Genomic DNA, 23,461 nt, shown 5'->3' with positions numbered 1-23,461 from the left:
GTCAGTTCAACTGCGGTCCTGGCAGTCAGAAGGAAGGCCCGACCGCTCTCTGCGCGCCCGCAATCATGGCCGAATTGTGTCGCTCGACGGCTTGCGCTGCGAGCAGGGGACCCATGACGAGATAGGCGATCCACGTCAGAGGCATCGTCACGATGCCGATGAAAACAAAAATCAGGAAGAAGTTGACCCAGAACAGTCCCCAGAAGGACAGCATCAGCGCCATCCCCATACCCGTCCTACCGGCGTACAGATTGCCCACCCCGAAGATGCCCAGGAGGCCAAGAAGCAACTCCAAGGCGACGGCAGCGCCGGCCGACTTCTGCGGCACGATCACTGCGGGCGGTGTCAGATGGACCGGCCATTGTTGTGGGGGATCGGGGTAGGTCACCGGATCAGTTTGCTGGGCGGGAGCCGCCAGGTCACCCACCGTTCGGTTTCGTGCTCGGACCGCTCGTCTGATTTGGACTTTGCAACGTTCGTCACTAGTGAGTCGGTGCTTGGCACTCGGTACGCCAAGATCGCGGATGGGCTGCTCCTCGGCCCGGTATGCGGGGAGGTGTCGCGAGGCATCTCGGGATCGGACGGCTCGTTGGTTGGACCCTACCGCCCCAGAATGCTGACTAGGGCTGTGACGGTCAGCTGGCGAACAGCACCCGCGCGGGGAACTCGCCACTCGATCGCCAGAGTCTGACGATCTTTGCCGTGATGGCGCTCGCGGGCGCGTTGAAATCGCCATCCGCAACGCGGGCTTCCAGCGTGCTTGGATCGATCATCAGAATCCGGTCGAATCTGTCCTCGAAGCCGAACTCATAACGAATCTCATCGGCATCAGCCTCAACCCGCCTGGCCGTCACCATCATGCCCATGATCTAGCCGTTACCAGTCGGTCGCTCTGCGGGTGGGGCGTCGTGGTCGCCGGGAATCAGAGGCGGGTCGTGGCCAGCCGGACGCCGAGCCCGAGCAGCGCGATCCCCGTCGCCGCGTCGATCGCCCGGCGCACCGCGGGCCGCTGGAGCAGCCGCCGCAGCGCGGCCACCACGTTGGCCACGCCGACGAACCACAGCAACGCGACGGACGCGCCGGTCGCCGCGAGCACCAACCCGTCCACGGCCGTCGCGCCGGCACCGAGGAACTGCGGCATCAGCGCCACGAAGAACACCGCCGCCTTCGGGTTCAGCACGTTGCACAGCAAGCCTTGCCGGAACGCCGTGGCCGTGCCGACCCGCTTCGGCCCGGCCTCGTCGGCGGCCACCACGTCGCCGCCGCGAGCCGCCGCGCGCAGCGCCCGGATGCCCAGGTAGGCGAGGTAGCCGGCCCCGACGAGCTTGACCACGGTGAAGGCCGTCGCCGACGCCGCCAGCAGCGCGGCGACACCGGTCGCGGCGGCGAGCACCCAGACGAACACCCCCGCCGCGACACCGGCGGCCGTCGCCATCCCACGCTTGCGGCCGGCGGCCACCGCATGGCGTACGACGATGGCGAAGTCCGGGCCGGGGGAGAGCGCGCCCAGCGCCATCAACCCGGCGAACGCGACGATCGTCGCGGCGGTCACGACCGGCCGGCCGGCGAGCTCTGCCGGATGAAGGCGGACCAGGCGGCCGGCGGGAAGGTCAGGTGCGGTCCGTCCGGGTCCTTCGAATCGCGTACGGCGACAACGCCCGCGAGGTTGGTGGCGACCTCGACGCAGTCCCCGCCGTTGTCGCCGCTGCGGGTGCTCTTGCGCCAGACGGCGCCGGTCAGGTCAGTCATGTCGCATCTCCCCGACGAGCCGCTTGATCATGTCCTTCGATTCTGCCTCACCTAACGCGAGTGCATCTACGCCCTTCCACGTGTTCTCGTATGCCGCTAGTTCGTCGGGCTTGTCGAGGTAGAGGGCTCCGGTCAGCGATTCGCTGTAGACGACGGATGGCTCGGGTGGGGTTCGGCCCTTGTTGGTCGCGGGGAAGTCGAGGATGACGAAGGAGCCGGCCACCGCCCCCGGGTGTGGCCCGGCCGCGAGTGGCACCACGCGCACCGACACGTGCGGCAGCTCGGTCGTCTCCAGGAGGTGATCGAGCTGGCCGGTCATGACACCTGACCCGCCGACCGGTCGTCGGAGCACAGCCTCCGAGAGCATGGCCTCCAGCCGTGGCGGTTTGGGCAGTCGCCGGGTGAGCAACCCCTGGCGCTGCATGCGAACCTCAACGGCTCGTTCCCGTTCCTCGGCATTGACTCGGCTGCCCGGGTGGTAAAGCCCCAGCGCGTACTGTCGGGTCTGGAGCAGCCCGGGGATCAGCGATTCGTCGTAGCGGCGCAGGTGGGCGGCGGCGGACTCCAGTCCCACGTACAGCTCGAACCAGCTCGGCACTGCGTCCCCGTAGGCGTGCCACCATCCCTTCGACTTCGTCTCGGCCGCCAGCCCCTTCATCGCCTCGGTCATCTCGTCGGCGACCCCGTACAGCTCGCACATCGCCTTGACGTCGAGCACCCGTACCGCGCCGAGCCCGCACTCGATGCGCCAGATCTTCTGCCGGCTGTATTCGAGGGCCTCGGCGGCGGCGTCGAGGGTCACCCCCGCCTCGGTGCGGTACTGGCGCAGCAGCCGGCCGAGTTGCCGGCGCGGCACGGTCGATCCGAGGTCGTCGGCCATCCGAGCACTCCTTGATTCCATGCCGCAACAGCGCGTGACGTTCCCTTGCAACTCGTACAGGTTTCACTAAAGAAAGTCAATGGATCTGGCGAGAATCTCCGCACGGAACGTTGCAAGAGTACGCCGAGCTGTCGCAGGCTGACTACCAGAGCCCTGCCGCCGTACCGCCGTTGAGCTGCGGTGACAGGTGCCGGGTGGGTCCGCCCGTACGCGGAGGGCGGGCGGTCCCGCCCTTCCACCCCACGACGAGAGGCAGGTCCGGCATGAGTGTCCGCAACGAGCGACCGGAGGCCGCCCTCGTGAAGCTCGCGCTGCTGCGCCGGGCCTCGGGAAAACCGGCGGTGACCGGCCGGTACGTCATCCACCTGCCGGTGGCCGCCCCCGACCTGCCCGCCGCGCAGCGGCTGGCCCGGGTGGTCGCCCGCTGGAGCGCCATCCTGCCGCAGACCGACCCGGGGGAGACCACCGTCTCCGCCGAGGACGACCAGAACGTACGCCATCGGATCTTCTGCGACCTGCGCATGCCCGGCGGCCGGCGCTGTCTGTTGCCCGCCGACCACGACGGCCCCTGCGCCCGCCGGCTGCGTCACTGACGGAGCGCGGCAAGCCGGCCCGCGTGATCGCGCCGACCGGCCTGCCAGGCACACCCGGCACCGCAAAGTCGGGCCCTCGCCTCGGATCGGCACAAGTCGTCCGAGATTTCTGTTACGTCTCGCGGCTTTAGACCGATCTTCAAGGTGCAGTGCTGCCGGATCCTGAGGAGAGGCCCATGTCGTTCACCCGGTTGCCCGGTCGACCACGGTGGCCACCGCTGTCACCGCCGCGACGTCCGCACCGGCCCGCCCTTGTCGGCCGCCGTGCGCACGGTGAGCGGTTCCTTACCCCGATGGCCTGACCATCGCGGCCGCAACCGGCACGCATGGTCTCTGAACAACACCTACCGGCCACCGTGCGCCTGCCGACGAATCGTCGACCGGCGACGGGCCAGATAGGAGCGATATGGGTTGCTCGCACATCCAGAGTTGTCCGCTGTTTCCGCTGCTCAACGCGAGCCTGCGCGACTGGCGCAACTACTACTGCGACAGCGCGACCCAGTGGCGGGAGTGCGCCCGGTACCAGATGTCCAGGACCGGCCAGCTGGTGCCGATCACCCTCCTGCCCAACGGGGTCGACGCGATGCACCTGAGAGGCATTCCCGCCGCCGACGGGTCCGGCCCGGTGACACCCGGACCGGTCACACCGTCGGGTTTTGAGGCAGTGCCGGCACCGACGCCGCCGCCGACCGGAGCATCGCCCCCCGCTCGGGAGTTCGACCCGGCCCCGCCCGCGCAGGTTCCGCAGCCCGCCAGCACGCCATCGAAGCCACCCGCCCCACGTCGGCGCCGGTGGTGGACCCGAATCGCAGATTGGATCTCAAGTCCCGCATGAACGACTACTGGCCCTGGTGGGCGGGAGCTGCCGGCCTCGCTCTCGTCACCATCAACTACGCCATCGCCACCGATCGCTCCTTCGGGGTGTCCGGGGCCTGGGACCGCGTCCTGCACTGGCGCACCGAACGCCGCGTCGAACGGGCGAACGCGCAGATCACCGACGACGCCGTCCTCCTCGAAGCGCTCGCCGCGGCCACCGCTGGGCCGCTCGGCGCCCCTCCCCTCGCGCCCGCTTCCCATCCCGCCGCTCCGGGCGACGGAGGGACACCGGGAGCGGACCGGCTACCCCCGGCGGAGGCGAGTTCCTCCATGGCGAGGCTGCTGCCGGCACCCCTGGTCAGCCAGGTCGGCCTGCTGCTGTCGATCCTCGTCGGGGGCTGGGTGGCAGCGGTCACCTCCGGACGGTTCCAGCTCCGTCTCGACATGGGCGAGGGCTTCCGCCAGATCGTCACCGACAAGCCGACCGAAATGATCGCGGCGCTGTTCGTCGGGGGTGTCCTCGTCGGCTTCGGCACCCGCCTCGCCGGCGGCTGCAGCAGCGGTCACGGGCTCAACGGCTGCGGTCGCCTGCAACCGGTCAGCATCGTCGCGACCGCGGTCTTCTTCGGCACCGCCGTGCTGGTGTCGTTTCTGCTCTGGAAGGTGATCTGATGCGTACCCGAGGTTCGATCCTGATCGCCAACATCATCACCGGGCTGGCCCTCGGCTACACGGTCGCCAACATCGGCTTCGGGGACTACGCCGAGCTGAACCGCATGTTCACCTTCCAGGACCTGCGGATGTTCCTCTCCTTCGCCGGCGCCGTGGCGATCATCGTGGTGGCGTTCGCCGTGTTGCGCGTGCGCCGCGTACCGGGACGCATCCATGCCGGTGTCGTACCCGGCGCGGTGCTGTTCGGCACCGGCTGGGCGATCTCCGGGGGCTGCCCGGCGATCCCGATCGTTCAGGTCGCCAGCGGATACCTGCCGGCCCTCGTCACGCTCGCCGGCATCGCCGTCGGCATCCGACTCTGCCGGTGGGCCAACACCAGATATCTCCGGATCGACAGCGGATCCTGCGCCGGGTAGCCGGGCTTCCGGCCGTACGCCGTCGGGCCTGCCGCGACCCGCGCAGGCCCGGCGGCCGGCACCGCCCGCTCCGCGCCGACCACAGCGTCAGCCGATCTGGCTGCTGTCCTTGAGCGCACCCCATCCGTGCCAGCGGTCGATCTCGATCAACGCGCTGACCCGGCCGCGCTCCCGTCGCGGATAGGCGTTGCCCGTGTAGTGCTGCGCCAGCCGGTCGATGTCCGCCAGCTCCTTGTCCTCGCGCAGCTCGACGACGCGCCCGACGATGCTGAGGTGGGTGTACCAGCCCTGCTCGTCCAGCACGGTCAGCGTGACCCGCGGATCGTTGCGCAGATGGCTCAGCCGGCGGCGGCCCTCGTCCATGTTCACCAGGATCCGGCCGTCGTCCCACAGATACCAGGTGGCCGCGGAGACCGGCTGGCCGTCCGGCCGCAGCGTGGCGATGACGGCGGGGTTCGGCTTGCGCAGCATGGTGATCGCGGTTTCCGGCAGCGGCGGCTTCGACATGGCAATCCTCTTCCCGGCGGCGTTGACTCCGCAAATGTACGCACCCGCACCGCCCGCCGCAGGCCGGCCAGGCCTTTGAAACACGGCCTATCGTCGGGCGGCCCGGCGTGCGGCCCTGCGCCGCCAGGGCGCCGCCAGGAACAGTGCGGCCAGCGCCGCCGCGCCGCCGAGGCCGACAGTGATTGGCCCCGAGAGTCGCGCCGCCCCGGGGCGTTCGCCCTTGAGGGCCACGACCGGATGATCCTGCTTCTGCTGGTCCGCGTCGACCAGGCGGCCGACCGACGCGCCGGGGGAGAGGGCGAAACCCCAGTCCAGCAGGGCCGCCGCCTCGCCCAGGCTGCCCAGCGGCGCGGTCTCCGCGCCGAGCAGGGTCACCACGAGCCGCCGTCCGTTGCGTTCGGCCACCCCCACGTACGTCTGGCGGGCCAGGTCGGTGAAGCCCGTCTTCCCGCCGAGGGTCCCCGGATAGTGGTCCAGAAGGGTGTTGTCGTGCGCGATGGACAGGCCCGACGTTCCCGCCCCGGCCGGGATCTGCGCGACCCGGGTGGCGACGTACCGGCGGAAGTCCGCCCGGGCGTAGGTGGCGCGGGCGATCAACGCCAGGTCGTACGCGCTGGTGTACTGGCCGGGTCCGTCCAGGCCGGACGGTGTCGCCGCGTGGGTCTGGTTGGCGCCGAGCCGGTGTGCCTCGTCGTTCATCGCCTGCACACCGCCCGGCCGTCCGGCCGCACCGCCACCGACGCGGGCCAGGACGTTGGCGGCGTCGTTGCCCGACCGGAGGAGCAGCCCCAGCCACAGGCTCTCGATGGAGTAGTGGCCGCCCTCGACCACTCCCATCACCGAGCTGGCCGGATCGAGATCCCGCAGGTCCGCGCGGGTCACCTCGACCACCTGCGTGGGGTCGAGGCGGGGCATCAGTGCCGCCGCCAGCAGCATCTTCTGCACGCTGGCCGGGGTGCGGCGCTCGTGCGGGCCGCAGCCGCCCAGCACCGCCCCACTGTCCAGGTCGGCCACCAGCCACGACGTGGCGGTCACCGCTGGCGCCGCCGGCGCGCCGGCGGGAGCGGCCAGGCCCGCCGTCGCCAGCGACTCGCCGCCGACGGCCCGGTCGGCGGCCCCGACGGGCGGAGGAGCGGGTACGGCCGGCGGCGGCGTCGGCGGCCGCACGGCCGGGCAGGGCCGGTCCGAGGGGGCCGCTGACGCCGGTGAGACGGGCAGTAGGGCGGGCGTGGTCATGACGGCGCTGAGCAGCACGGCAGCAATGCGATTGGCAGCCACGCTAAAGGACCGTAATTGCCCACGAGGCCGGGCACGCCCAGATTGCCGAAAGCGCCTCCGCGACCGGGAAAAGGCGCCACCGGCGGGTCCCGCTCCTGCTGGGACCTTGTGCCTTTTTCGCCTTTTCTGCTCGCCTTGCCGCCCGACGAGCGGTGCTTTTCCGGCGAATGAACGCGGGAGACCCGTTCAGCGTTGATACGCGCCGCCGCGGCGTCCAGCGGCCGTCGGGCGTCACAAAAGCGCAGGCCGGGCCGCGGCGGGACAGAATGGCGATCGTCCGGTCAGGTGTGAGAATCGCCAACGGACGGTTCAGTTGAGCCTAATCCCCGAGCGCGGCGGCGAATTCGTCGAGATACCCGGCGACCGGCCCCACGGTCAGCATCCCGCTGCCCGCCCCCGCCACCTCCCCGGCCGCCGGCAGCAACGCCTCCCGCGCCCGCCCCAGCACCGCACGATCACCCACCCCCACCGCGGCCCGCCCGGCCAGGCACCACAACGCCTCGAACAGCAGGCCAGGCGGCGGCTCCGGGACACGACGCAGCGCCGCCGCCGCCTGCCGCGCCCGACCGTCGGCGAGCAGCACGAGCGGCCGGGCCCACGGCGCGTACGGCCCCCAGTCGGTGTCGTCGGCGAAGTCAGCCGGCAACCGGTGCCACACCCGCAGGCCCAGCAGCGCCAGCGGCAACAGCCCACGCTCGACACCCGGCATCCCGGCGCCGGTGAGCCGGCCCGCCGCCTCCCGGTACGCGGCCTCCGCCGCCGCCGGTGGCGCCCCGGTCGCGGCGTACCGCATGGCCCGGTACCACCCGGTGAACACCCCGACCAGGGGGAGTTCGTGCCGGTCGGCGAGCCGGTCCGCGGCGGCGGCGTGCCCGTCGGCGCCGGCGAAGTCGGCCAGCGCGCCGCGCGCCTGGAGGCGGACGAGGTGCCCGAGGACCTCGAACGTCACCAGGGCGTGCCGCTCCGACAGGGCGACCAGTTCGGCGCCGGTCGCGTCCCGTTCGGCGGCGAGCCCGGCCCGGTGGAAGGTCTGCATGAACGTTCCGTTGAGGGCGAACGCCAGCAGCGTCGGGTCGGCCAGCCGGCGGGCTATCGCCTCGGCCTCCCGGGCCGCCGCGGGCCCGCGCGCCGACCGCGTGCCACGCGACTCCACCGCGATGGTGGCCAGCAATCGGGCCCGGGTCGCGTCGGACCCGCCGGGCCGCAGGGCGGCAAGGGCCCGCTCGGCCGCCGCCACGACCCGCGCCGCCTGCTCCGGGTCGTCGGACCGGGGCCAGTTCGCGGGTACGTCGTAGCCGCCGATCACCCGGGCCGTCAGCTCCGGATCCCCCAGCTGCTCGGCCGCCACGATGGCGGCGACGCGCTGGTCCCGGGCCGCCGCCAGGCCATCCGCGCCGGTCACCGCGAGGCTGCGCAGCAGGCCGACGGTCGATTCGAGGCGGGCGCGGGCGCCGGGTACCACGGCCCGCTCGTACGCCGCGGCGGTCTGCGCCCACACCTGCGCCGGGCCCGACGGGCCGGCGCCCACCTCCCCGGCCTGCCGGAGTATGTCGATCTCCAGCTGGCGCAGCCGCGGGCCGGGATCCACGCCGAGCTGGTCTCGCAGCAGCTCCCGGGCCCGGCGCAGCACCGCGAGCGCGTCGCCCTGTCGCCCGGCGCGGGACAGCGCCAGCGCCAGCAGCCGCCACGCGTCCTCCCGCCACGGGTGCTCGGCCACGTGCGCGTCGAGACCGGGCACGGCGGCGGTGGCCCGCCCGAGCGCCAGCAACGCCTCGGCCCGCCGCTCCACCGCGTTCAACCGCAGCTGTTCCAGCCGGGCCCGCTCGGCGCGCGCCCACGGCTCGTCGAAGCCCGCGTAGGCGGGCCCCCGCCACCGGCCCAGCGCCCGGTCCAGCTGCTCGAGCGCCGGCTGGGGGAGCGCGGCGTCGGCGGCGGCCACCTCATCCTCGAACAGCCACGCGTCGACGCTGTCCGCGTCGGCCCGCAGCGCGTAGCCCGGTCCGTCGGTGACCAGCAGGCGCGCCGGCTCACGCGGCGGGCGCCCCGGTTCCAGCGCGCGCCGCAGCGCCGCCACGAAGGTACGCACCGCGCTCACCGCGCCCGCCGGCGGCGCCTGCCACAGGTCGTCGACGAGTACGTCCACGGACAGCACCCGGCCCCGTGCGGCGATCAGCCGCCCCAGCACCGCCCGGTGCCGGGGCCCCTTGAGGTCGATCGGCGTGCCGGCGTCGTCCCAGGCCGTCACCGGCCCGAGCACCCCGCAGCTGACCCGCACCGGTCGACCGTCCCTTCCCCGCCTGCGGCCAACGTATCGCGCGCTCATCGGCTGCTCATCCGGCACCGGCACGCTGAACCGGACCGGCACACCGAGGAAGGGACGACCTGTGACACCTGTCATCGCCGATTTCGACTACCAGCGCATCGCCGTGGACGGGGACGTGCGCCTGAACGCGGCGGTGGGCGGCTCCGGCAGCCCCGTCGTGCTGCTGCACGGCTTCCCGCAGACCCACCTGATGTGGCGGCACGTCGCCGCGGATCTGGCCGCCGACCACACCGTCATCTGTCCGGACCTGCGCGGCTACGGCGCCAGCGACAAGCCGGTCGCGCGCGATGACGCGACGTACGCCAAGCGGACCATGGCCGCCGACGTGCTCGCGCTGGCCCGCGCGCTCGGACACGACCGATTCGCGCTCGTCGGGCACGACCGCGGCGCCCTGGTCGCCGTTCGCGCCGGCCTCGACCACCCCGACACGATCACCCACCTCGGGGTGCTCGACGTCCTGCCGACCCTCGACATGTGGGACATCCTGCACGGCGCCAGCGCCGCCGTCGCCTTCCACCTCTACCTCATGGCCCAGCCACCCGGCCTGCCCGAGGAGATGATCAGCCGCAGCGCCGACGCCTTCTTCGGCTACTTCCTCGACGCGTGGGGACAGCACCGGGAGGCCATTCCGGCGGACGTGCGGGCCGTGTACCTGGACGCCTCGCGCGCGGCGGTGGACTCCATCGTCGCCGACTACCGCGCCTCGGCCGGCATCGACGTCACCCACGACCGGGCGGACCGGGCCGCCGGCCGGCAGCTGGCGATGCCGGTCACCGTCGTCCAGCAGGACTGGGGCGCGGCACTCGGTTACGACGCCGCCGGCCGGTGGCGGGCCTGGGCGGCGGACCTGGAGCACCACACCACCTCGGCGGGGCACTTCATGGCGGAGGAGGCGCCCGGCGAGATCAGCAAGCTGCTGCGCGCGCTGCTCGCCCGGTAGCCAACGTGGGGCCACCGCGGGGGGCCGGTTCGGCGGCGGCCCGGCTGGGCAAGACTGGCCCGATGTCGTCGTCGATGCTGGTGGCCGGCCCCCGCCTCGCGGTCGCCCTGGTCCTGCTGACCGCCGTCGCGGCGGCCGTGGCCACGGTGGGTCGGCTCGGCCACGGCCGGCAGATCGCGGTCGCCGCCGCCCGCGCCGCCCTCCAACTGGCGGCCGTCTCCGCGCTGATCACCGCCATCGTGGCCTCGTTGCGGGCCACCGCCGCCTTCGTGGCGGTGATGTGCGCCGTGGCGGCCGGCACCTCGGCCCGCCGGATCACCCGGGGCCGGCACGGCTGGTGGGCCGCCGTCCCGATCGTGGCGGGCAGCCTGCCGGTGGTGGTCGGGCTCCTGGTGGCGGGGCTGCTGCCGCCGCGCGGGATCGCGGTCATCCCGGTCGCGGGCATCCTCATCGGTGGCGCGATGACCGCGACCTCGCTGGCCGGTCGCCGCGCCCTGGACGAATTGGACGGTCGGTGGGGTGAGGTGGAGGCGGCCCTCGCGCTGGGGTTGCCGTCGCGCGACGCGTCCCTGCTGGTGTGTCGTCCGGCGGCGGCGCAGGCGTTGATCCCGGCGCTGGACCAGACCCGCACGGTGGGCCTGGTCACGCTGCCCGGCGCGTACGTCGGCGTGCTGCTGGGCGGGGCCAGTCCGGTGGCCGCCGGGATCACCCAGCTCTTCGTCCTGGTGGGGCTGCTGGCCGTGGAGGCGGTCGCGGTCGTGCTGACCGTCGAGCTGGTGGCCCGGGGGCGGCTGCACCGGCGCTGACTCCACGGTGACCCGCACGGCGGCGGTACGCCGGGCGCTGCCGGGGGTATGAGCGGAGGAACGGAATGTGACGGTGCAACGGCGCGCAGCTCGTGTTTGAATCGGTGCTTTTTGCGCAGCGAAATTGCGCACTATAGTGGCCCGGGATCCGAGTCGACGGTAAGAGGAGTTGCCCACGATGTGTGGCATTGTTGCCCTGCTGCCCCGGTATGACCGTCTTGGTGAGGCGGTGGGCGCGTCCGCTGTGCTCGGCAGCCTTACCTGGGAGCTGGCCTCGGCCGACTCGGTGGAGACACCCTCGGTGGCCGCCGCGTCCGAGCTGCTCACCGAGGCCCACGAGCGGGCCGAGCAGGCCCTTCGGGTGATCTCCGCGCCGGCGACCCTCGCCGTGCTCGCCGCCGACGCCAACCTCCAGCGGGAGGTCTCAGCCGCCCTCGACGGGATCCAGCGCTGGCTGGACGGCTGGGACGCCGTCCTCGACGACGGGTCGCACGGTTCGGCCGAGGAGGTCGAGGCGGCGCAGGCGCAGGCCGTCGTGGTGCGGGACCTGCTCTGGATGCTGCGCAACGACCGGCTCGCCGCCGCCCGGCGGATGCGGGAGCTGGGCTTCGGCGACGCCGCCGACGGCCGGCTCGCGGTCTCCTACCTCGGCGTGGACTCCGTACTCGACGCGATCGACCGGCTGGAGGTCCGCGGCCGCGACTCCGCCGGCGTGCAGATCTGGGTGGGCCTCGACGACGTCGACCGCAAGACGATCGACGCGCTCGCCCCGGACCGCGACCCGCGGTTCCGCTCCGGCGCGGTGGAGATGGTGGCCGACGGCGTCGTCTTCGTCTACAAGCGCGCCGCGATCCTCGGTTCCCTCGGCGACAACGTCGCCCACCTGCGTACCGCCATCGCCGCCGACGAGCGGCTCGCCACCGCGCTGCGGCTGCCCAGCGCCCGGATCTCGGTGCTGGCCCACTCCCGCTGGGCCAGTGTCGGCCGGATCAGCGAGGCCAACGCCCACCCGGTCAACAGCGTCGCCGAGGGCGCCGAGCGGCCCTACTCGGCGGCGGTGCTCAACGGCGACATCGACAACCACGTGGAGCTGCGCCGCAAGCACGCCGTGGTGACCGACGAGATCACCACCGACGCCAAGCTGATCCCGGTGATGTACTCCGCCGCCCGGGAGCGGGGCCTGGCCCCCGGCGCCGCGCTGGGCGACTGCGTCGCCCAGTTCCACGGCTCGATGGCGATCGGCGTGCAGGACGACGCCGGCCACCTCGTGCTCGCCCAGAAGGGCAGTGGCCAGGGCCTCTACGTGGGCCTGGCCGACTGGTGCTACCTTGTCGCCAGCGAGGTGTACGGCCTGGTCGCGCTGACCGACCGGTACCTGCGGGTCGACGGCTCCGGCACCGACGGCGGGGTGGTGGTCGTGCTCGACGGCGACGCCGCCGGCACCCTGGCGGGCATCACCGAGGTCACCGACGCCGGGGTCTGCGCGCCGGAGCGGGTGCAGACCGCCGAGATCACCACCCGGGACGTGGCCCGCGGCGACTACGACCACTACCTGGTCAAGGAGATCGCCGGGGCGCCGCGCTCGTTCCGCCGCAGCCTGCGGGGCCGCATCGCCGAGGTCGACGGCCTGCTCCAGGTCTCCGTCGGCGAGAGCGGCCTGCCGACCGCGCTGCGCGAGGACATCGCCCGCGGCCGGTTCCGCGAGGTGGTGCTGGTCGGGCAGGGCACCGCCGCCGTCGCCTGCCAGGGCATCGCCGAGGTGATCCGGCCGCACCTGCCCGGCCTGGGCGTACGGGCGGTGCCGGCCACCGAGCTGTCGGCGACCGACCTGCCGCCGGACATGAGCGGCATCCTGCTGATCGCGGTGAGCCAGTCGGGCACCACCACCGACACCAACCGGGCGGTGGACCTGGTGGTCCGCCGGGGCGCGGCCGCCCTCGCCATCGTCAACCGCCGCGACAGCGACCTGGCCCACAAGACGCACGGCGTGCTCTACACCTCCGACGGCCGCGACGTCGAGATGGCGGTCGCCTCGACCAAGGCGTTCTACTCGCAGGTGGCCACCGGCGTGCTGCTCGGCCTGCAGATCGCCCGCTCCTGGGGGCACCTGCGGCCGGAGGTCGAGAACGACCTGCTGGTCGGCCTGCTGGAGATGCCGGCGCACCTGACCGCCGTGCAGGGCCTCGCCGACGAGGTGGCCGCCGCCTCGCGCGAGATGCCCGCGTACCCGTCGTGGGCGGTCGTCGGGTCCGGCCCGAACCGGGTCGCGGCGGCCGAGGTGCGGATCAAGCTCTCCGAGCTGTGCTACCGCACCGTCTCCACCGACGCCCTGGAGGACAAGAAGCACATCGACCTCTCCGCCGAGGCGATGATCCTCGTCTGCGCGGCGGGCACCCCGCCGCAGCAGGTCCGGGACATGGCCAAGGAGATCGAGATCTACGCGGCGCACCGCAACGCGCCGGTGGTGATCGCCGACGACGGGGTGGACATCGCCTGGGCCGCGCAGCACGTCATCCGGGTGCCCCGGGCGCACCCCGCGCTGGCCTGGCTGCTCAGCACCGCCGTCGGGCACCTGATCTCGTACCACACGGCGCGGGCGATCGACGAGCTGGCGTTGCCGCTGCGGCAGGCGCTGACCCTGCTGGAGGAGCGGGTCGACCAGGGGGCGTCCCGGTTCACCGACGTCGCCGAGCTGGCCGAGCCGGTGGAGGAGTTCCTCGCCGAGGTGGCCACCGGCCGTACCCGCGGCGTGCTCTCCCCGCAGGCCACGCTGAGCCTGGCCAACGTGCTGCTCCTGCTGCGCGGGCTCACCGCCGGTCTGCCCATGCGCGCCGACGAGATGGGCGAGCCGCTGGACTACGTCCGCGACCAGCTCACCGAGGCCGTGGAGGAGCTGACCCGCTCCATCGACTCGGTCAAGCACCAGGCCAAGACGGTCACCGTCGGCACGTCCCGTGACGACAACGACCTGCTCGACAACCCGCTGACCGCGGCCCTGATCGAGGCGGGCAGCGACGTCAACCTGCTGACCTACCCGGTGCTGCTGGCGCTGCGCGCCCACGCGCCGCTGATCGAGCAGGTCACCGGCGCCGTCCGGTACCGGGTGGAGCGGGCCGCCGACGAGAGCGCCATCCGGGTGGTGGCCAAGTCCGGTGCGGTGGCCGGCACGCCCAGTCGGGCCGACAACGGCACCCGGCTCACCGGTTCCAAGCGGTACGCGGTGGACGCCCGGATGATCCAGGTGGTCCGCGGCCGGCGCGACGACAAGCTGGTGCTGATGGTGCCCGAGCAGGTCGGCGCGCACGTCTCCGGGTTGACCCTGCTGCACGTGGCGCTGGCCCCGGCCGCGGACGCGGCCACGCTGACCAACGCCCTGCAGACGACCGGGACCCGGCTCGCCGAGATCGACGCCGCGGTCACCGAGACCGAGGCGGGCTTCGACGAGGCCATGCTGGAGAAGGTCCCGGTCGAGACGCTGCTGGTCGGCTCGGTCGGCGAGGTGACGGCCGCCCTGCTGTCCCGCTGACGCACGCGACACCGGCCGCGCCGGGTGGGTCCACCGACCCGCCCGGCGCGGCCGTCCGCGCGTGCGGGGCGGGTCCGGTCGGCGCGGGTGCCGCGTCCGGGGCGGCCGTCCGGGTCAGCGGGTGTGGGTGACCTTGGTGATGCCGCGCGGGCTGTCCGGGTCCTCGCCCCGGGCCAGCGCCAGGGTCAGCGCCAGCCGCTGCAGCGGCAGGATGTCCAGCAGCGGGGAGTAGCGCTCGTCGACCGCCGGCACGCCGATGTGCGCCGGGTCGCCGGCCGACCCGCCCGGTCCGACCGTGATCACGTCGGCCCGCATCGCCCGCAGCCGCTCGATCACCTCGGCCATCGCGGCACCGCCGGGGCCGTCCCCGACGACGGCCAGCACCGGCATCTCCCGGTCCGCCACGGCCACCGGGCCGTGCAGCAGGTCCGCCCCGGAGTAGGCGAGCGCCGACAGGTACGACGTTTCGATGATCTTGTGGCTGGCCTCGCGGGCCGTCGCGTACGCGTAGCCGCGCCCGGTGACCACCAGCTCGTGGGCGTAGCGCAGGCGGGCCGCGACGGCCTCGTGGTCCCGGCCGGCGAGCGCCTCGGCCGCCAGCTCCGGCAGCCGCGCCAGCTCCCGGGCGACCGCCGGCTCCGGGTCGCCCGTGCCGGTGCGTACGCCCTCCACCACGAGCAGCAGGGACAGCAGCTCCGCGGTGTACGTCTTGGTGGCCGCCACCGCGCGCTCCGGGCCGGCCAGGATGTCGACGTGCAGCTCGGCGGTGCGGGCCAGCGCCGAATCGGGCGCGTTGGTCAGCGCGAGCGTGGTCGCCCCGCAGCGGCGGGCGCTGTCGAGCACCTCGACCAGGTCGGGGGAGCGGCCGCTCTGCGACACCCCGATCACCAGCGCCCCGGACAGGTCCGGGTGGGCGCCGTAGAGCGACACCACGCTGGGGGAGGCGAGGCCGGCGGGCCGGCCCAGCCGGATCTGGCTCAGGTACGACCCGTACAGCGCGGCGTGATCGGAGGTGCCCCGGGCGACCAGCACCACGTGCCGGACGTCGCGGCGGGCGACCTCCCGGGCCACCTCGCGCACGGCCGCCGCCCGGTCGAGGATCCGTTGATAGGTCCCCGGCTGTTCCGCGATGTCGGTTGCCATGCCCTGCCCGGCGTCTGCCACGTCCACACTCCCGTCCGCTCCGGTCCCCGGAGCACTCGCGTGAACATTTTTGCACGAAGCTGCTTGTGCATCAATCCGACGAAACATTTTCGCGCATGACACGCGCGTTCCGTGCGCGTCTCGCCGGCGCACCCCGTACGGCTGGCACCCCCCGGCAAAACCCGCGGCGCCCCGCCGGGCCGGGCTACCGTCCGAGCGTGGACGCCCGAACCGACGTCATCGCGGCGCTCAAGGCGGACCCGGCGACCTCCGCGCTGCGCCGCTCCCTGGACACCTACTACGGCGACCCGGCCCGCGACGCGTCGATGGACGCCTTCTACGCGCGGTTCGTCGCCCCCGGGGAGCTGGCCTTCGACCTGGGCGCGCACGTCGGCGACCACGTCGCCTGCTTCCGCCGGCTCGGCGCCCGGGTGGTCGCGGTCGAGCCGCAGCCGCTCTGCGCCCGGGCCCTGCGCGCCCTCTACGCCGGTGACGACCGGGTGCGGCTCGTCGAGGCGGCCTGCGGCGCCGAGGCGGGCCGGATCGCGCTCGCGGTCAACTCCGCCAACCCCACCCTCTCCACCGCCTCGCCGCACTTCCGGCGCGCCGCCGGGACCGCCGACGGCTGGCGGCACGAGGTGTGGGACGACCGGGTGGAGGTCCCACTGGTCACCCTGGACGCGCTGATCGACACGTACGGCGTGCCCGGCTTCGTCAAGATCGACGTGGAGGGCTTCGAGGACGCCGTGCTGGCCGGCCTCTCCCGGCCGCTGCCCGCGCTCTCCTTCGAGTTCACCACCATCGCCCGGCCGGTGGCCCACCGCTGCCTCGACCGGCTGACCGCGCTCGGCCTGGACGGCTTCAACCTGGCGCTCGGCGACACCCGGCGGCTGGTCTTCCACGACTGGGTGCCGGCCGCCCGGGTGGCCGAGCACCTGCACGCCCTGCCGGCCGCCGCCAACTCCGGCGACGTGTACGGCCGGTGGACCGGCGCCGGTTCGTAGAATCCGCGCCATGCCCCACATCGTCGCGCTGCTGGCCTCGCCCGTGCACCGCTACGTCGGCCGGCCGGCGGACGGCCCGGCCCCCGCGCCACCCGGCGAGCTGGTCGAGGCGATCCAGGTCCGGGCCGGCCTGGGCATCGTCGGCGACCGGTACTTCGGCCGGCCCGCGCACCGGGACGCCGCCGTGACCGTGATCGCCCAGGAGTCGCTGCCGGCCGGCGCCGACCTGACCCAGGTCCGGCGCAACATCCTCACCAGCGGGATCGCGGTCGACGACCTGGTCGGCGCGGTGCTGACCCTGGACAGCGGGGACGGCCCGGTGAGCCTGCGGGTACGCCGCCCGGCCAACCCCTGCGCCTGGATGGACGCCACCATCGGCCCGGGCGCCTGGCGGGCCCTGCGCGGCCGGGGCGGAATCCGCTGCGCCCCGCTGACCGACGGGGTGCTGCGCGTCGGCCCGGTCGAGGTGACGATCAGCGGCTGACCACCGGCGTCGCCTCGCGCCGCGCCGGGCGCTCCAGGACCGGGAAGACACCGTCCAGCCGCATGGTGTGCAGCACGGTCCGGACGAACCGCGACGGCGAGACCAGGCACAGCTGCGCCGACCGCGCCCGGGCGTCCTGATGCGCCCGGACCAACAGCCCGAGACCGGCCGAGTCGATGATCTCCACCCCGCTGAGGTCGACCAGCACCTGGTCACCCAGGTCCAGCGCCTCGGCCAGGGCCCGGCGTACCAGGTCGGCCGGCTGGTCGTCCCAGGCCGGGGTCTCGCCGGCGTCGTCGAGCCGGCCCACGCCGAGCCGGTCACCGGCCGTGGACCGCCAGGGTCGTTCGGCCTCGCCGGTGGCACAGCGCGGGCAGTGGTGCGGCCCGGCGGCGAACGGGGAGCCGGACCAGCCGTGGTCGAAGACCAGCGTCCAGACCACCTCCGCGTCGGGCAGCACGCACGCCGTGCCGGTGACGGCGTCGCCGCAGCCGTCGCAGATCAACGTCCAGAGGTGATCGGCCGGTACGACCGTCATGACCTCTCCTCTCGTTCGTCGGCGACCTCGCCCGTGCTGCCGGTCGGGGGCCGGTCAGCCGCGCGGCGCAGACCGGAGCCGGCGCGGGTCCCGGCGGTCGGCGGGACCCGGCGGTCGCGCCGGGGCGGCCGGCTGCCGGGCGACGGCGGCCCGGACGGCGAGCAGCGTCGCGACGACCGCCGACGCGGCCTGCACGAGCAGCCGGGGCCCGGCGTCGGCGTCCAGGCCGGCGCCGGCGAGCCGGACTCCGATGGTGCCGAGCAGCGCCGCGGCGATCCCCAACGCGATGGTCAGCCAGACCGGGACGGCCCGGCGCCCCGGCAGGGCGAGCCGGCCGAGCATGCCCACGGCGAGGCCGACCAGCAGCGCGCTGACCAGCGCGTCGCCGCTCACGGCCGGTGCCCCGTCAACGGGCCCGGCCGGCGGGCGCCGACCGACGCCCGGCCGCCGGCCGCCAACTGGTGAGCCGGCGCCGGCCGGTCGTCCCCGGCCGAGCGCGCGCCCTCGGTGGTGTACACGATCCGCAGCACCCGGCCCGCCCGGGCGGTGTCGAGGATCCGCCGGACCCGCCGGTGCGGGTTGCGGACCGTGAGCCCCGCGCCGTGCCGGGCCAGCCGGCGACGCACGTCCAGCAGCAACCCGATGCTGGCCGCGTCGATGTGCCCGCACCCGGACAGGTCGATCACGACCTCCCGGGGGCGCAGGGTGAGGACGGCGTCGAGGACACCGGCGACCTCCCGCAGGTGCGCCAGGTCCAGCTCGTCGGTGATCTCCAGCTCGACCAGCGGGACCGCGCAGTCCGGGTCCGGCGGCTGCGGTGCGGTCACGGCGTCGGCTCCCCTCGCGCTGGGTGTCGGTCGTTCCACCACCGTGCTCGTGGCCCGTGGCGGGCACCCCGCGATCGTGTGACGGTTGTGTGACAAAAGAGAGGAACGGGTGACCGGGTTGGGGCAGCCGGCCGCCGGCCGGGCATCATGCAGCCATGACGGCCGTACTGGTGATCGAGGACGACGACCGGATCCGGCTCGCGCTGCTGCTCGCCCTCGAGGAGGAGGGCTACACGGCCCAGGGCGCGGCAACCGCCGAGGAGGGACTGCGGCAGCAGCGGGAGCATCCGGCGGACAACGTGCTCGTCGACCTGATGCTGCCGGGCCTCGACGGCTACGAGTGCATCCGCCGGATGCGCCGCGACGACGACGTGCCGATCGTCGTGGTCAGCGCCCGGGACGACACCCACGACATCGTCGCCGCGCTGGAGGCCGGGGCGGACGACTACCTGGTCAAGCCGGTCGCCGTCAAGGAACTGACCGCCCGCCTGCGGGCCCTGCGCCGCCGCGGCCGGGCCCGCACCACCCCGGTCACCGCGCAGGTCTTCGGGGACCTGGAGATCAGCGAGGAGGCCGGCGAGGTACGCAAGGCCGGGCGGCCCGTACCGGTCACCCGTACCGAGTTCCGGCTGCTCTGCGAGCTGGCCGACCACGCCGGGCGGGTGCTGTCCCGGCAGCAGCTGCTGAGCCGGGTGTGGGGCTACGAGACCGGCGACGAGCGCCTGGTCGACGTGCACGTCGGCCGGCTCCGGCAGAAGATCGAGGACGATCCGGCCAACCCCCGGCACCTGGTCACCCTGCGCGGGCTCGGCTACAAGCTGCAGCGATGACCCGACTCGGACTGCGCGCCCGCGTCACCGCCGCCTTCGCCGTCGGCGCGCTGCTGCTGGCCGCGTCCATGGCGCTGTTCTCCTACGACCTGACCCGGCGTTCCCTGCTGGAGGAGCGGGAACGCACCGCCGTGCGGGTGGCCTACTTCGACGCCGCCGTGGTCCGCAGCGGCCTTGACACCGACGAGCCGGACGTGGTGGAGGTGCTGCGCTCGCTGGACACCGGCAGCAGCCGCCGCCCGCTGCTCCAGATCAACGAGAGCTTCCACGCCCGCGCCGCCGAGGTCGTCGGCGACGACCCGGTCCCCGAGGCGCTGCGCCGGATGGTCCGCCGCGGCGAGCCGGCCGTGCAGCGGGTCCGGCTCAACGGGCAGCCCACCCTGGTGGTCGGCGTCCCGATCTCCGCCACGATCAGCTACTACGAGCTGACCTCGCTGCGGGAGGTGGAGGACACCTTCCAGGTGGTGGCGTTGACGCTGACCGCGGTCGCCATCATGGTCGCCGGCTCGGGCGCCGCGCTCGGCTGGTACGCCACCCGGCACAGCGTCCGGCCGCTGACCGCGGTCGCCGACGCCGCCGAGCGGATCGCCGCCGGGGACGTCACCACCCGCCTCGACCCCACCACCGACCCGGACCTCACCCGGCTCTCCAGCTCCTTCAACCACATGGTCGACCAGCTCGCCCGCCGGATCGAGCGGGACCGTCGCTTCGCCGCCGACGTCAGCCACGAGCTGCGCTCGCCGTTGCAGACCCTCGCCGCCGCGGCCAGCGTGCTGAACCGCCGGCGCGAACACCAGGACGAGCGGACCGCCACCGCCGCCGGGCTGGTGGCCGACGAGGTGGCCCGGTTCCAACGCCTGGTGGACGACCTGATCGAGCTGGCCCGCACCGAGCAGCCGGCACAGCGGCAGCGGGTGGACGTGGCGGCGCTGGCCCGGGAGGCCTGCCGGGCCCGCGACCTGCCGGAGAGCCTGGTCCGCCTCGCCCCGGGCACGCCGACCGGGTGGCAGGTCGACCGCCGGCGGGTCGAGCAGATCCTGCGCAACCTGCTGGACAACGCGGTCCGCTACGGCGGCGGACCGGTGGCCGTACGGCTGTCCGGGGCCGGGTCCGGCGTCGGGGTCGTCCAGGTCGACGACGCCGGACCCGGCGTACCCGCGGCGGACCGGGAAGTGATCTTCGACCGGTTCGTCCGCGGCCGGGCCGCCCATGCCCGCGCCGGCACCGACGGCACCGGTCTCGGCCTGGCGCTGGTGGCCGAGCACGCCGCCGCGCACGGCGGGCGGGCCCGGGTCGACGACCGGCCCGGCGGCGGGGCCAGCTTCCACGTGGAGCTGCCCGGGAGCCTGTCGTGACCCGCCGGCTGGGCCTGCTGCTCGCCACCGCCGCCATGGTGGCCGGCTGCGGGGTGCCGGTCGACGCGGCGCCGCGCCCGGTGCAGGCCCCGCCCGGGCCGTTCCCCACCTCGGGCAGCGGCAGCCCGAGCGTGGCCACCGGCCAGGAGGACGAGACGCTCTGCTACGTCCGCGACGACGGGCTGGACATCGTGGTCCGTCGGGTGCAGGCGCTGCCCGGCATCGACGTGCACCTGCAACGCCTGCTCGCCGGCCCCACCGCCCCGGAGCGGGACCGTGGCCTGACCAGCGCCCTGCCCGGCACCCTCACCGTCAGTGGTGTCCGATTGACCGGCACCCTCGCCGAGGTGACCGTGCAACCGGTCGGCGACGAGATCGGCCGCAGCGACGAGGTCCTCGCGTTCGGGCAGATCGTCTGCACCCTGACCCGCCGCGGCGACGTCAGCGGCGTCACCTTCCGCCGCGGCGACCGGCTGCTGGAGGTGCCCCGCGCGGACGGCTCGCTGACCCGCCAGCCGCTCACCGCCGCCGACTACCAGCCGCTGCTGCGCCGGCGCTGACCGTCGCCGGCGGGCCAGGGGATTCCACGAGAGCGCCCGGGTCAGATGTTGGCCGAGTCCGCCGGCACGTCCGCCGGCAGCGCGGGCGCCCCCGCCGGCTGGTCACCGGTCACGCAGGACATGCCCACCGTGTACGCGGTCATCGACAGCGACCCGTACGCGTACCCGTCCACCAGCACCTCGGGCCGATCGCCCGCCGCGCCGGCCACACCCGCCAGGTACAGCAGCGGGATGAAGTGGTCCGGCGTCGGCACCGCCAGCCGGTAGTCGCGGTGACCGTCCAGCGTCGCCGCCTCGGCCGGCGCGTCCTGCAGCAGCTCGCGGGCGGCCTCGTCGAAGCGCCGCGCCCAGTCGAAGCCGTCGTCGGGCAGCCGGCGGTCCACCCCGCCCAGGTTGTGCACCACGTTCCCGCTGGCGACGATCAGCACCCCGCGCTCGCGCAGCGGCGCCAGCCGGGCACCGAGGTCGAGGTGGTGGTCCAGATCCTTGAACGCGTTGACGCTCAGCTGCACCACCGGCACGTCCGCGTCCGGGAAGGCGTGGGTCAGCACCGACCAGGTCCCGTGGTCGATGCCCCACGAGTCCGCGTCGGCGCCCACCCAGGTGGGGTGCACCACGTCGCTGATCTCCTCGGCCAGCTCCGGCAGCCCCGGCGCCGGGTACCGTACGTCGAACAGCTCCTGCGGGAAGCCGAAGAAGTCGTGGATGGTGCGCGGGCGCGGCATCGCGGTGACCGCCGTCGCGCCGACGTACCAGTGCGCGGAGATCACCAGGATCGCCCGCGGCCGCGGCACCGCCGCCCCGAAGGCCCGCCAGGCCGAGGTGTACCGGTTGACCTCCAGGGCGTTCATCGGGTTGCCGTGCCCGAAGAACGCCGCGGGCATCCGCGCCGTGGCCGTGCTGCTCATCCGGACTCCTCGGGGTCGAGCGTGCAGCCGAGGCTAACCCGCAGCGCGGGCGAGCGCGGGGACTTCGGCGACCGGAACCGGGATCGTGGCCGCCGCATCCGGCCAGGAGCGCGGACGGGCGCCGCCGGTCGGCAAGGTCACGGCGGTGTGAGCGATCACGCACCCCGCGGGACATCGCCCGCCCGGCCGGTACTCCTAGGGTCCAGGTGGGAACGCCGTGCAGCGGGGAGGTACGACATGCGGTTCGTGGTGGTGGGAGCTGGCGGCATCGGCGGCTGGTTGGGCGCCCGGCTGGCCGCCGCCGGGCACGAGGTGGCCCTCGTCGCCCGGGGCGCGCACCTCGCGGCGCTGCGCGCCGACGGGCTGCACCTGCACAGCCCCGCCGGCGACGTCGTGGTGCGACCGGTCCAGGCCAGCGACGACGCTGCGGCCCTCGGTCCCGCCGACGTGGTTCTGCTCGCGGTCAAGACCTGGCAGCTGCCCGCCCTCCTGCCGGCCCTCGGCCCGCTGATCGGCCCCGGCACGGCCGTGCTGACCACGCAGAACGGCGTCGAGGCGCCGCATCAGGTCGCGCGGGCGTACGGCCGGGACGCCGTCCTCCCCGGCACCGCGAAGATCTTCGCCGAGATCGAGGCACCCGGCCGGATCCGCCACGTCGGCGGTCCCGGCCTGCTGACGTACGGGGAGTGGGACGACCGGCGTACCGACCGGGTGGAGCGGCTGCGGGAGGCGCTGACCGGGGCGGGCGTCGCCGCCCTCGTACCGGACGACATCTGGGCCGAGCTGTGGACGAAGTTTCTCTTCGTGGTGCCGCTCGGCGGCCTCAGCGCGGCCACCGGCGCGACCACCGGAGTGCTGCGCTCCCGCCCCGGCACCCGGGCGCTCCTGGCCGAGCTGATGGGCGAGATCCAGGCGGTCGCCGCGGCCCACGGCGTCGTCCTGCCGGCCGACGTGGTGGCGGCCACCCTCGCCTTCCTCGACCAGCAGCCGGCCGCCGGGCGGACCTCGCTGCACCGGGACATCCACTCCGGACGGCCCTCCGAACTGGACGCCTGGACCGGCGCGGTGGTGCGGCTCGCCGCGGCGACCGGCACCCCGGCGCCACGCCACGCCATGCTGTACGAACTCCTGGCCGCCCGCCTCGGCCAGGACGCGGCGGACCGGGCGGTGGCCGGCGCCCCGGAAGACCGGGGCCCGGCCGCCGCCCACAACTAGACGATCTATTCCAAGGGTTCAGTGGTCGTACGCGGTCAGTGAGCGGAGTACGGGTTGGTTGGTGTGCCAGTTGTGCCAGATCACGGCGGTG

Annotated in this window: 25 protein-coding genes; 12 read left to right on the top strand and 13 right to left on the bottom strand. The window is 74.0% G+C overall.

Annotated features, from left to right (window positions below):
• Positions 1-25: 25 nt before the first annotated feature.
• The 5 genes from AB0H57_RS10950 to AB0H57_RS10930 all read right to left on the bottom strand — a co-directional run bounded on the left by AB0H57_RS10950 (position 26) and on the right by AB0H57_RS10930 (position 2,629).
• A complete protein-coding gene (locus AB0H57_RS10950; RefSeq protein WP_357504981.1) occupies positions 26-427 on the bottom strand; it encodes a hypothetical protein in 402 nt (133 codons plus the stop codon).
• A 208-nt stretch (positions 428-635) separates the two neighbouring features.
• Entirely contained in the window at positions 636-866 is a 231-nt protein-coding gene (locus AB0H57_RS10945) for a hypothetical protein (protein WP_357504979.1), read from the bottom strand.
• Positions 867-922: 56 nt separating this feature from the next.
• Positions 923-1,552: a LysE family translocator gene (locus AB0H57_RS10940; protein WP_357504977.1), complete on the bottom strand. Its 630-nt coding sequence runs from the start codon at positions 1,550-1,552 to the stop codon at positions 923-925.
• Positions 1,549-1,749 (bottom strand): DUF397 domain-containing protein, encoded by a 201-nt coding sequence (locus tag AB0H57_RS10935; protein ID WP_357504975.1) that lies wholly within the window; start codon positions 1,747-1,749, stop codon positions 1,549-1,551. The genes AB0H57_RS10940 and AB0H57_RS10935 overlap by 4 nt, the downstream gene beginning before the upstream one ends.
• Complete coding sequence (locus tag AB0H57_RS10930) at positions 1,742-2,629, bottom strand: helix-turn-helix transcriptional regulator (RefSeq protein ID WP_357504973.1); 888 nt, start codon at positions 2,627-2,629, stop codon at positions 1,742-1,744. The genes AB0H57_RS10935 and AB0H57_RS10930 overlap by 8 nt, the downstream gene beginning before the upstream one ends.
• Before the next feature lie 341 nt (positions 2,630-2,970).
• Here AB0H57_RS10930 and AB0H57_RS10925 point away from each other — a divergent pair, with 341 nt between their 5' ends.
• From AB0H57_RS10925 to AB0H57_RS10915, 3 genes are all read left to right on the top strand, one after another.
• On the top strand, positions 2,971-3,222 hold the full coding sequence (locus tag AB0H57_RS10925) for a hypothetical protein (RefSeq protein ID WP_357505134.1): 252 nt from the start codon (positions 2,971-2,973) through the stop codon (positions 3,220-3,222).
• An 831-nt stretch (positions 3,223-4,053) separates the two neighbouring features.
• Positions 4,054-4,710, top strand: a complete 657-nt coding sequence (locus tag AB0H57_RS10920; protein ID WP_357504971.1) for a YeeE/YedE thiosulfate transporter family protein — start codon at positions 4,054-4,056, stop codon at positions 4,708-4,710.
• Positions 4,710-5,126, top strand: coding sequence for a YeeE/YedE thiosulfate transporter family protein (locus AB0H57_RS10915; RefSeq protein WP_357504970.1), 417 nt, complete (start codon positions 4,710-4,712; stop codon positions 5,124-5,126). The genes AB0H57_RS10920 and AB0H57_RS10915 overlap by 1 nt, the downstream gene beginning before the upstream one ends.
• Before the next feature lie 87 nt (positions 5,127-5,213).
• Here the strand turns inward: AB0H57_RS10915 and AB0H57_RS10910 are convergent, their stop codons facing one another.
• The 3 genes from AB0H57_RS10910 to AB0H57_RS10900 form a co-directional block, all read right to left on the bottom strand.
• Positions 5,214-5,633 (bottom strand): PPOX class F420-dependent oxidoreductase, encoded by a 420-nt coding sequence (locus AB0H57_RS10910; RefSeq protein ID WP_357504968.1) that lies wholly within the window; start codon positions 5,631-5,633, stop codon positions 5,214-5,216.
• 87 nt (positions 5,634-5,720) lie between these two features.
• Complete coding sequence (locus AB0H57_RS10905; RefSeq protein WP_357505132.1) at positions 5,721-6,869, bottom strand: D-alanyl-D-alanine carboxypeptidase; 1,149 nt, start codon at positions 6,867-6,869, stop codon at positions 5,721-5,723.
• A gap of 361 nt (positions 6,870-7,230) precedes the next feature.
• A complete protein-coding gene (locus AB0H57_RS10900) occupies positions 7,231-9,186 on the bottom strand; it encodes a BTAD domain-containing putative transcriptional regulator (RefSeq protein WP_357504966.1) in 1,956 nt (651 codons plus the stop codon).
• A 109-nt stretch (positions 9,187-9,295) separates the two neighbouring features.
• On the opposite strand from AB0H57_RS10900, the gene AB0H57_RS10895 reads away from it, so the two are divergent.
• From AB0H57_RS10895 to AB0H57_RS10885, 3 genes are all read left to right on the top strand, one after another.
• A complete protein-coding gene (locus AB0H57_RS10895; protein WP_357504964.1) occupies positions 9,296-10,174 on the top strand; it encodes an alpha/beta hydrolase in 879 nt (292 codons plus the stop codon).
• Between the two features lie 62 nt (positions 10,175-10,236).
• A complete protein-coding gene (locus AB0H57_RS10890; protein WP_357504962.1) occupies positions 10,237-10,980 on the top strand; it encodes an ABC transporter permease in 744 nt (247 codons plus the stop codon).
• 229 nt (positions 10,981-11,209) lie between these two features.
• A complete protein-coding gene (locus AB0H57_RS10885; RefSeq protein ID WP_357504960.1) occupies positions 11,210-14,506 on the top strand; it encodes an SIS domain-containing protein in 3,297 nt (1,098 codons plus the stop codon).
• A 114-nt stretch (positions 14,507-14,620) separates the two neighbouring features.
• Here the strand turns inward: AB0H57_RS10885 and AB0H57_RS10880 are convergent, their stop codons facing one another.
• On the bottom strand, positions 14,621-15,649 hold the full coding sequence (locus AB0H57_RS10880; RefSeq protein WP_357505130.1) for an SIS domain-containing protein: 1,029 nt from the start codon (positions 15,647-15,649) through the stop codon (positions 14,621-14,623).
• Between the two features lie 218 nt (positions 15,650-15,867).
• Here AB0H57_RS10880 and AB0H57_RS10875 point away from each other — a divergent pair, with 218 nt between their 5' ends.
• On the top strand, positions 15,868-16,653 hold the full coding sequence (locus tag AB0H57_RS10875; RefSeq protein WP_357504958.1) for an FkbM family methyltransferase: 786 nt from the start codon (positions 15,868-15,870) through the stop codon (positions 16,651-16,653).
• Between the two features lie 10 nt (positions 16,654-16,663).
• Complete coding sequence (locus AB0H57_RS10870) at positions 16,664-17,137, top strand: molybdenum cofactor biosysynthesis protein (RefSeq protein ID WP_357504956.1); 474 nt, start codon at positions 16,664-16,666, stop codon at positions 17,135-17,137.
• Here AB0H57_RS10870 and AB0H57_RS10865 read toward each other — a convergent pair.
• From AB0H57_RS10865 to AB0H57_RS10855, 3 genes are read right to left on the bottom strand one after another with little or no spacing between them, the layout of a single operon-like run.
• A complete protein-coding gene (locus AB0H57_RS10865; RefSeq protein WP_357504954.1) occupies positions 17,127-17,675 on the bottom strand; it encodes an STAS domain-containing protein in 549 nt (182 codons plus the stop codon). The two genes, AB0H57_RS10870 and AB0H57_RS10865, sit on opposite strands and share 11 nt — an antisense overlap.
• Before the next feature lie 54 nt (positions 17,676-17,729).
• Positions 17,730-18,068: a hypothetical protein gene (locus AB0H57_RS10860; protein WP_357504952.1), complete on the bottom strand. Its 339-nt coding sequence runs from the start codon at positions 18,066-18,068 to the stop codon at positions 17,730-17,732.
• Positions 18,065-18,502 carry an STAS domain-containing protein gene (locus tag AB0H57_RS10855; RefSeq protein ID WP_357504950.1) on the bottom strand — a complete coding sequence of 146 codons (438 nt, stop codon included), beginning with the start codon at positions 18,500-18,502 and terminating at the stop codon, positions 18,065-18,067. Before AB0H57_RS10855 ends, AB0H57_RS10860 begins: the two co-directional genes overlap by 4 nt.
• A 155-nt stretch (positions 18,503-18,657) precedes the next feature.
• Between AB0H57_RS10855 and AB0H57_RS10850 the strand changes: the two genes are divergently transcribed.
• The 3 genes from AB0H57_RS10850 to AB0H57_RS10840 are packed head-to-tail and all read left to right on the top strand — an operon-like array spanning position 18,658 to position 21,247.
• Positions 18,658-19,332, top strand: coding sequence for a response regulator transcription factor (locus AB0H57_RS10850; protein WP_357504948.1), 675 nt, complete (start codon positions 18,658-18,660; stop codon positions 19,330-19,332).
• A complete protein-coding gene (locus AB0H57_RS10845; RefSeq protein ID WP_357504946.1) occupies positions 19,329-20,687 on the top strand; it encodes a HAMP domain-containing sensor histidine kinase in 1,359 nt (452 codons plus the stop codon). The genes AB0H57_RS10850 and AB0H57_RS10845 overlap by 4 nt, the downstream gene beginning before the upstream one ends.
• A 35-nt stretch (positions 20,688-20,722) precedes the next feature.
• On the top strand, positions 20,723-21,247 hold the full coding sequence (locus AB0H57_RS10840) for a GerMN domain-containing protein (protein ID WP_357505128.1): 525 nt from the start codon (positions 20,723-20,725) through the stop codon (positions 21,245-21,247).
• Between the two features lie 41 nt (positions 21,248-21,288).
• On the opposite strand, the gene ygiD is transcribed toward AB0H57_RS10840, so the two are convergent.
• Positions 21,289-22,155: a 4,5-DOPA dioxygenase extradiol gene (gene ygiD / locus AB0H57_RS10835; RefSeq protein WP_357504944.1), complete on the bottom strand. Its 867-nt coding sequence runs from the start codon at positions 22,153-22,155 to the stop codon at positions 21,289-21,291.
• A gap of 237 nt (positions 22,156-22,392) precedes the next feature.
• Between ygiD and AB0H57_RS10830 the strand changes: the two genes are divergently transcribed.
• A complete protein-coding gene (locus AB0H57_RS10830) occupies positions 22,393-23,370 on the top strand; it encodes a 2-dehydropantoate 2-reductase (RefSeq protein WP_357504942.1) in 978 nt (325 codons plus the stop codon).
• The last annotated feature ends 91 nt before the right edge of the window (positions 23,371-23,461 follow it).

This window comes from Micromonospora sp. NPDC050686, assembly GCF_040654475.1.
Taxonomy (GTDB): domain Bacteria; phylum Actinomycetota; class Actinomycetes; order Mycobacteriales; family Micromonosporaceae; genus Micromonospora.
This window is presented reverse-complemented; position numbering and strand designations above follow the sequence as displayed.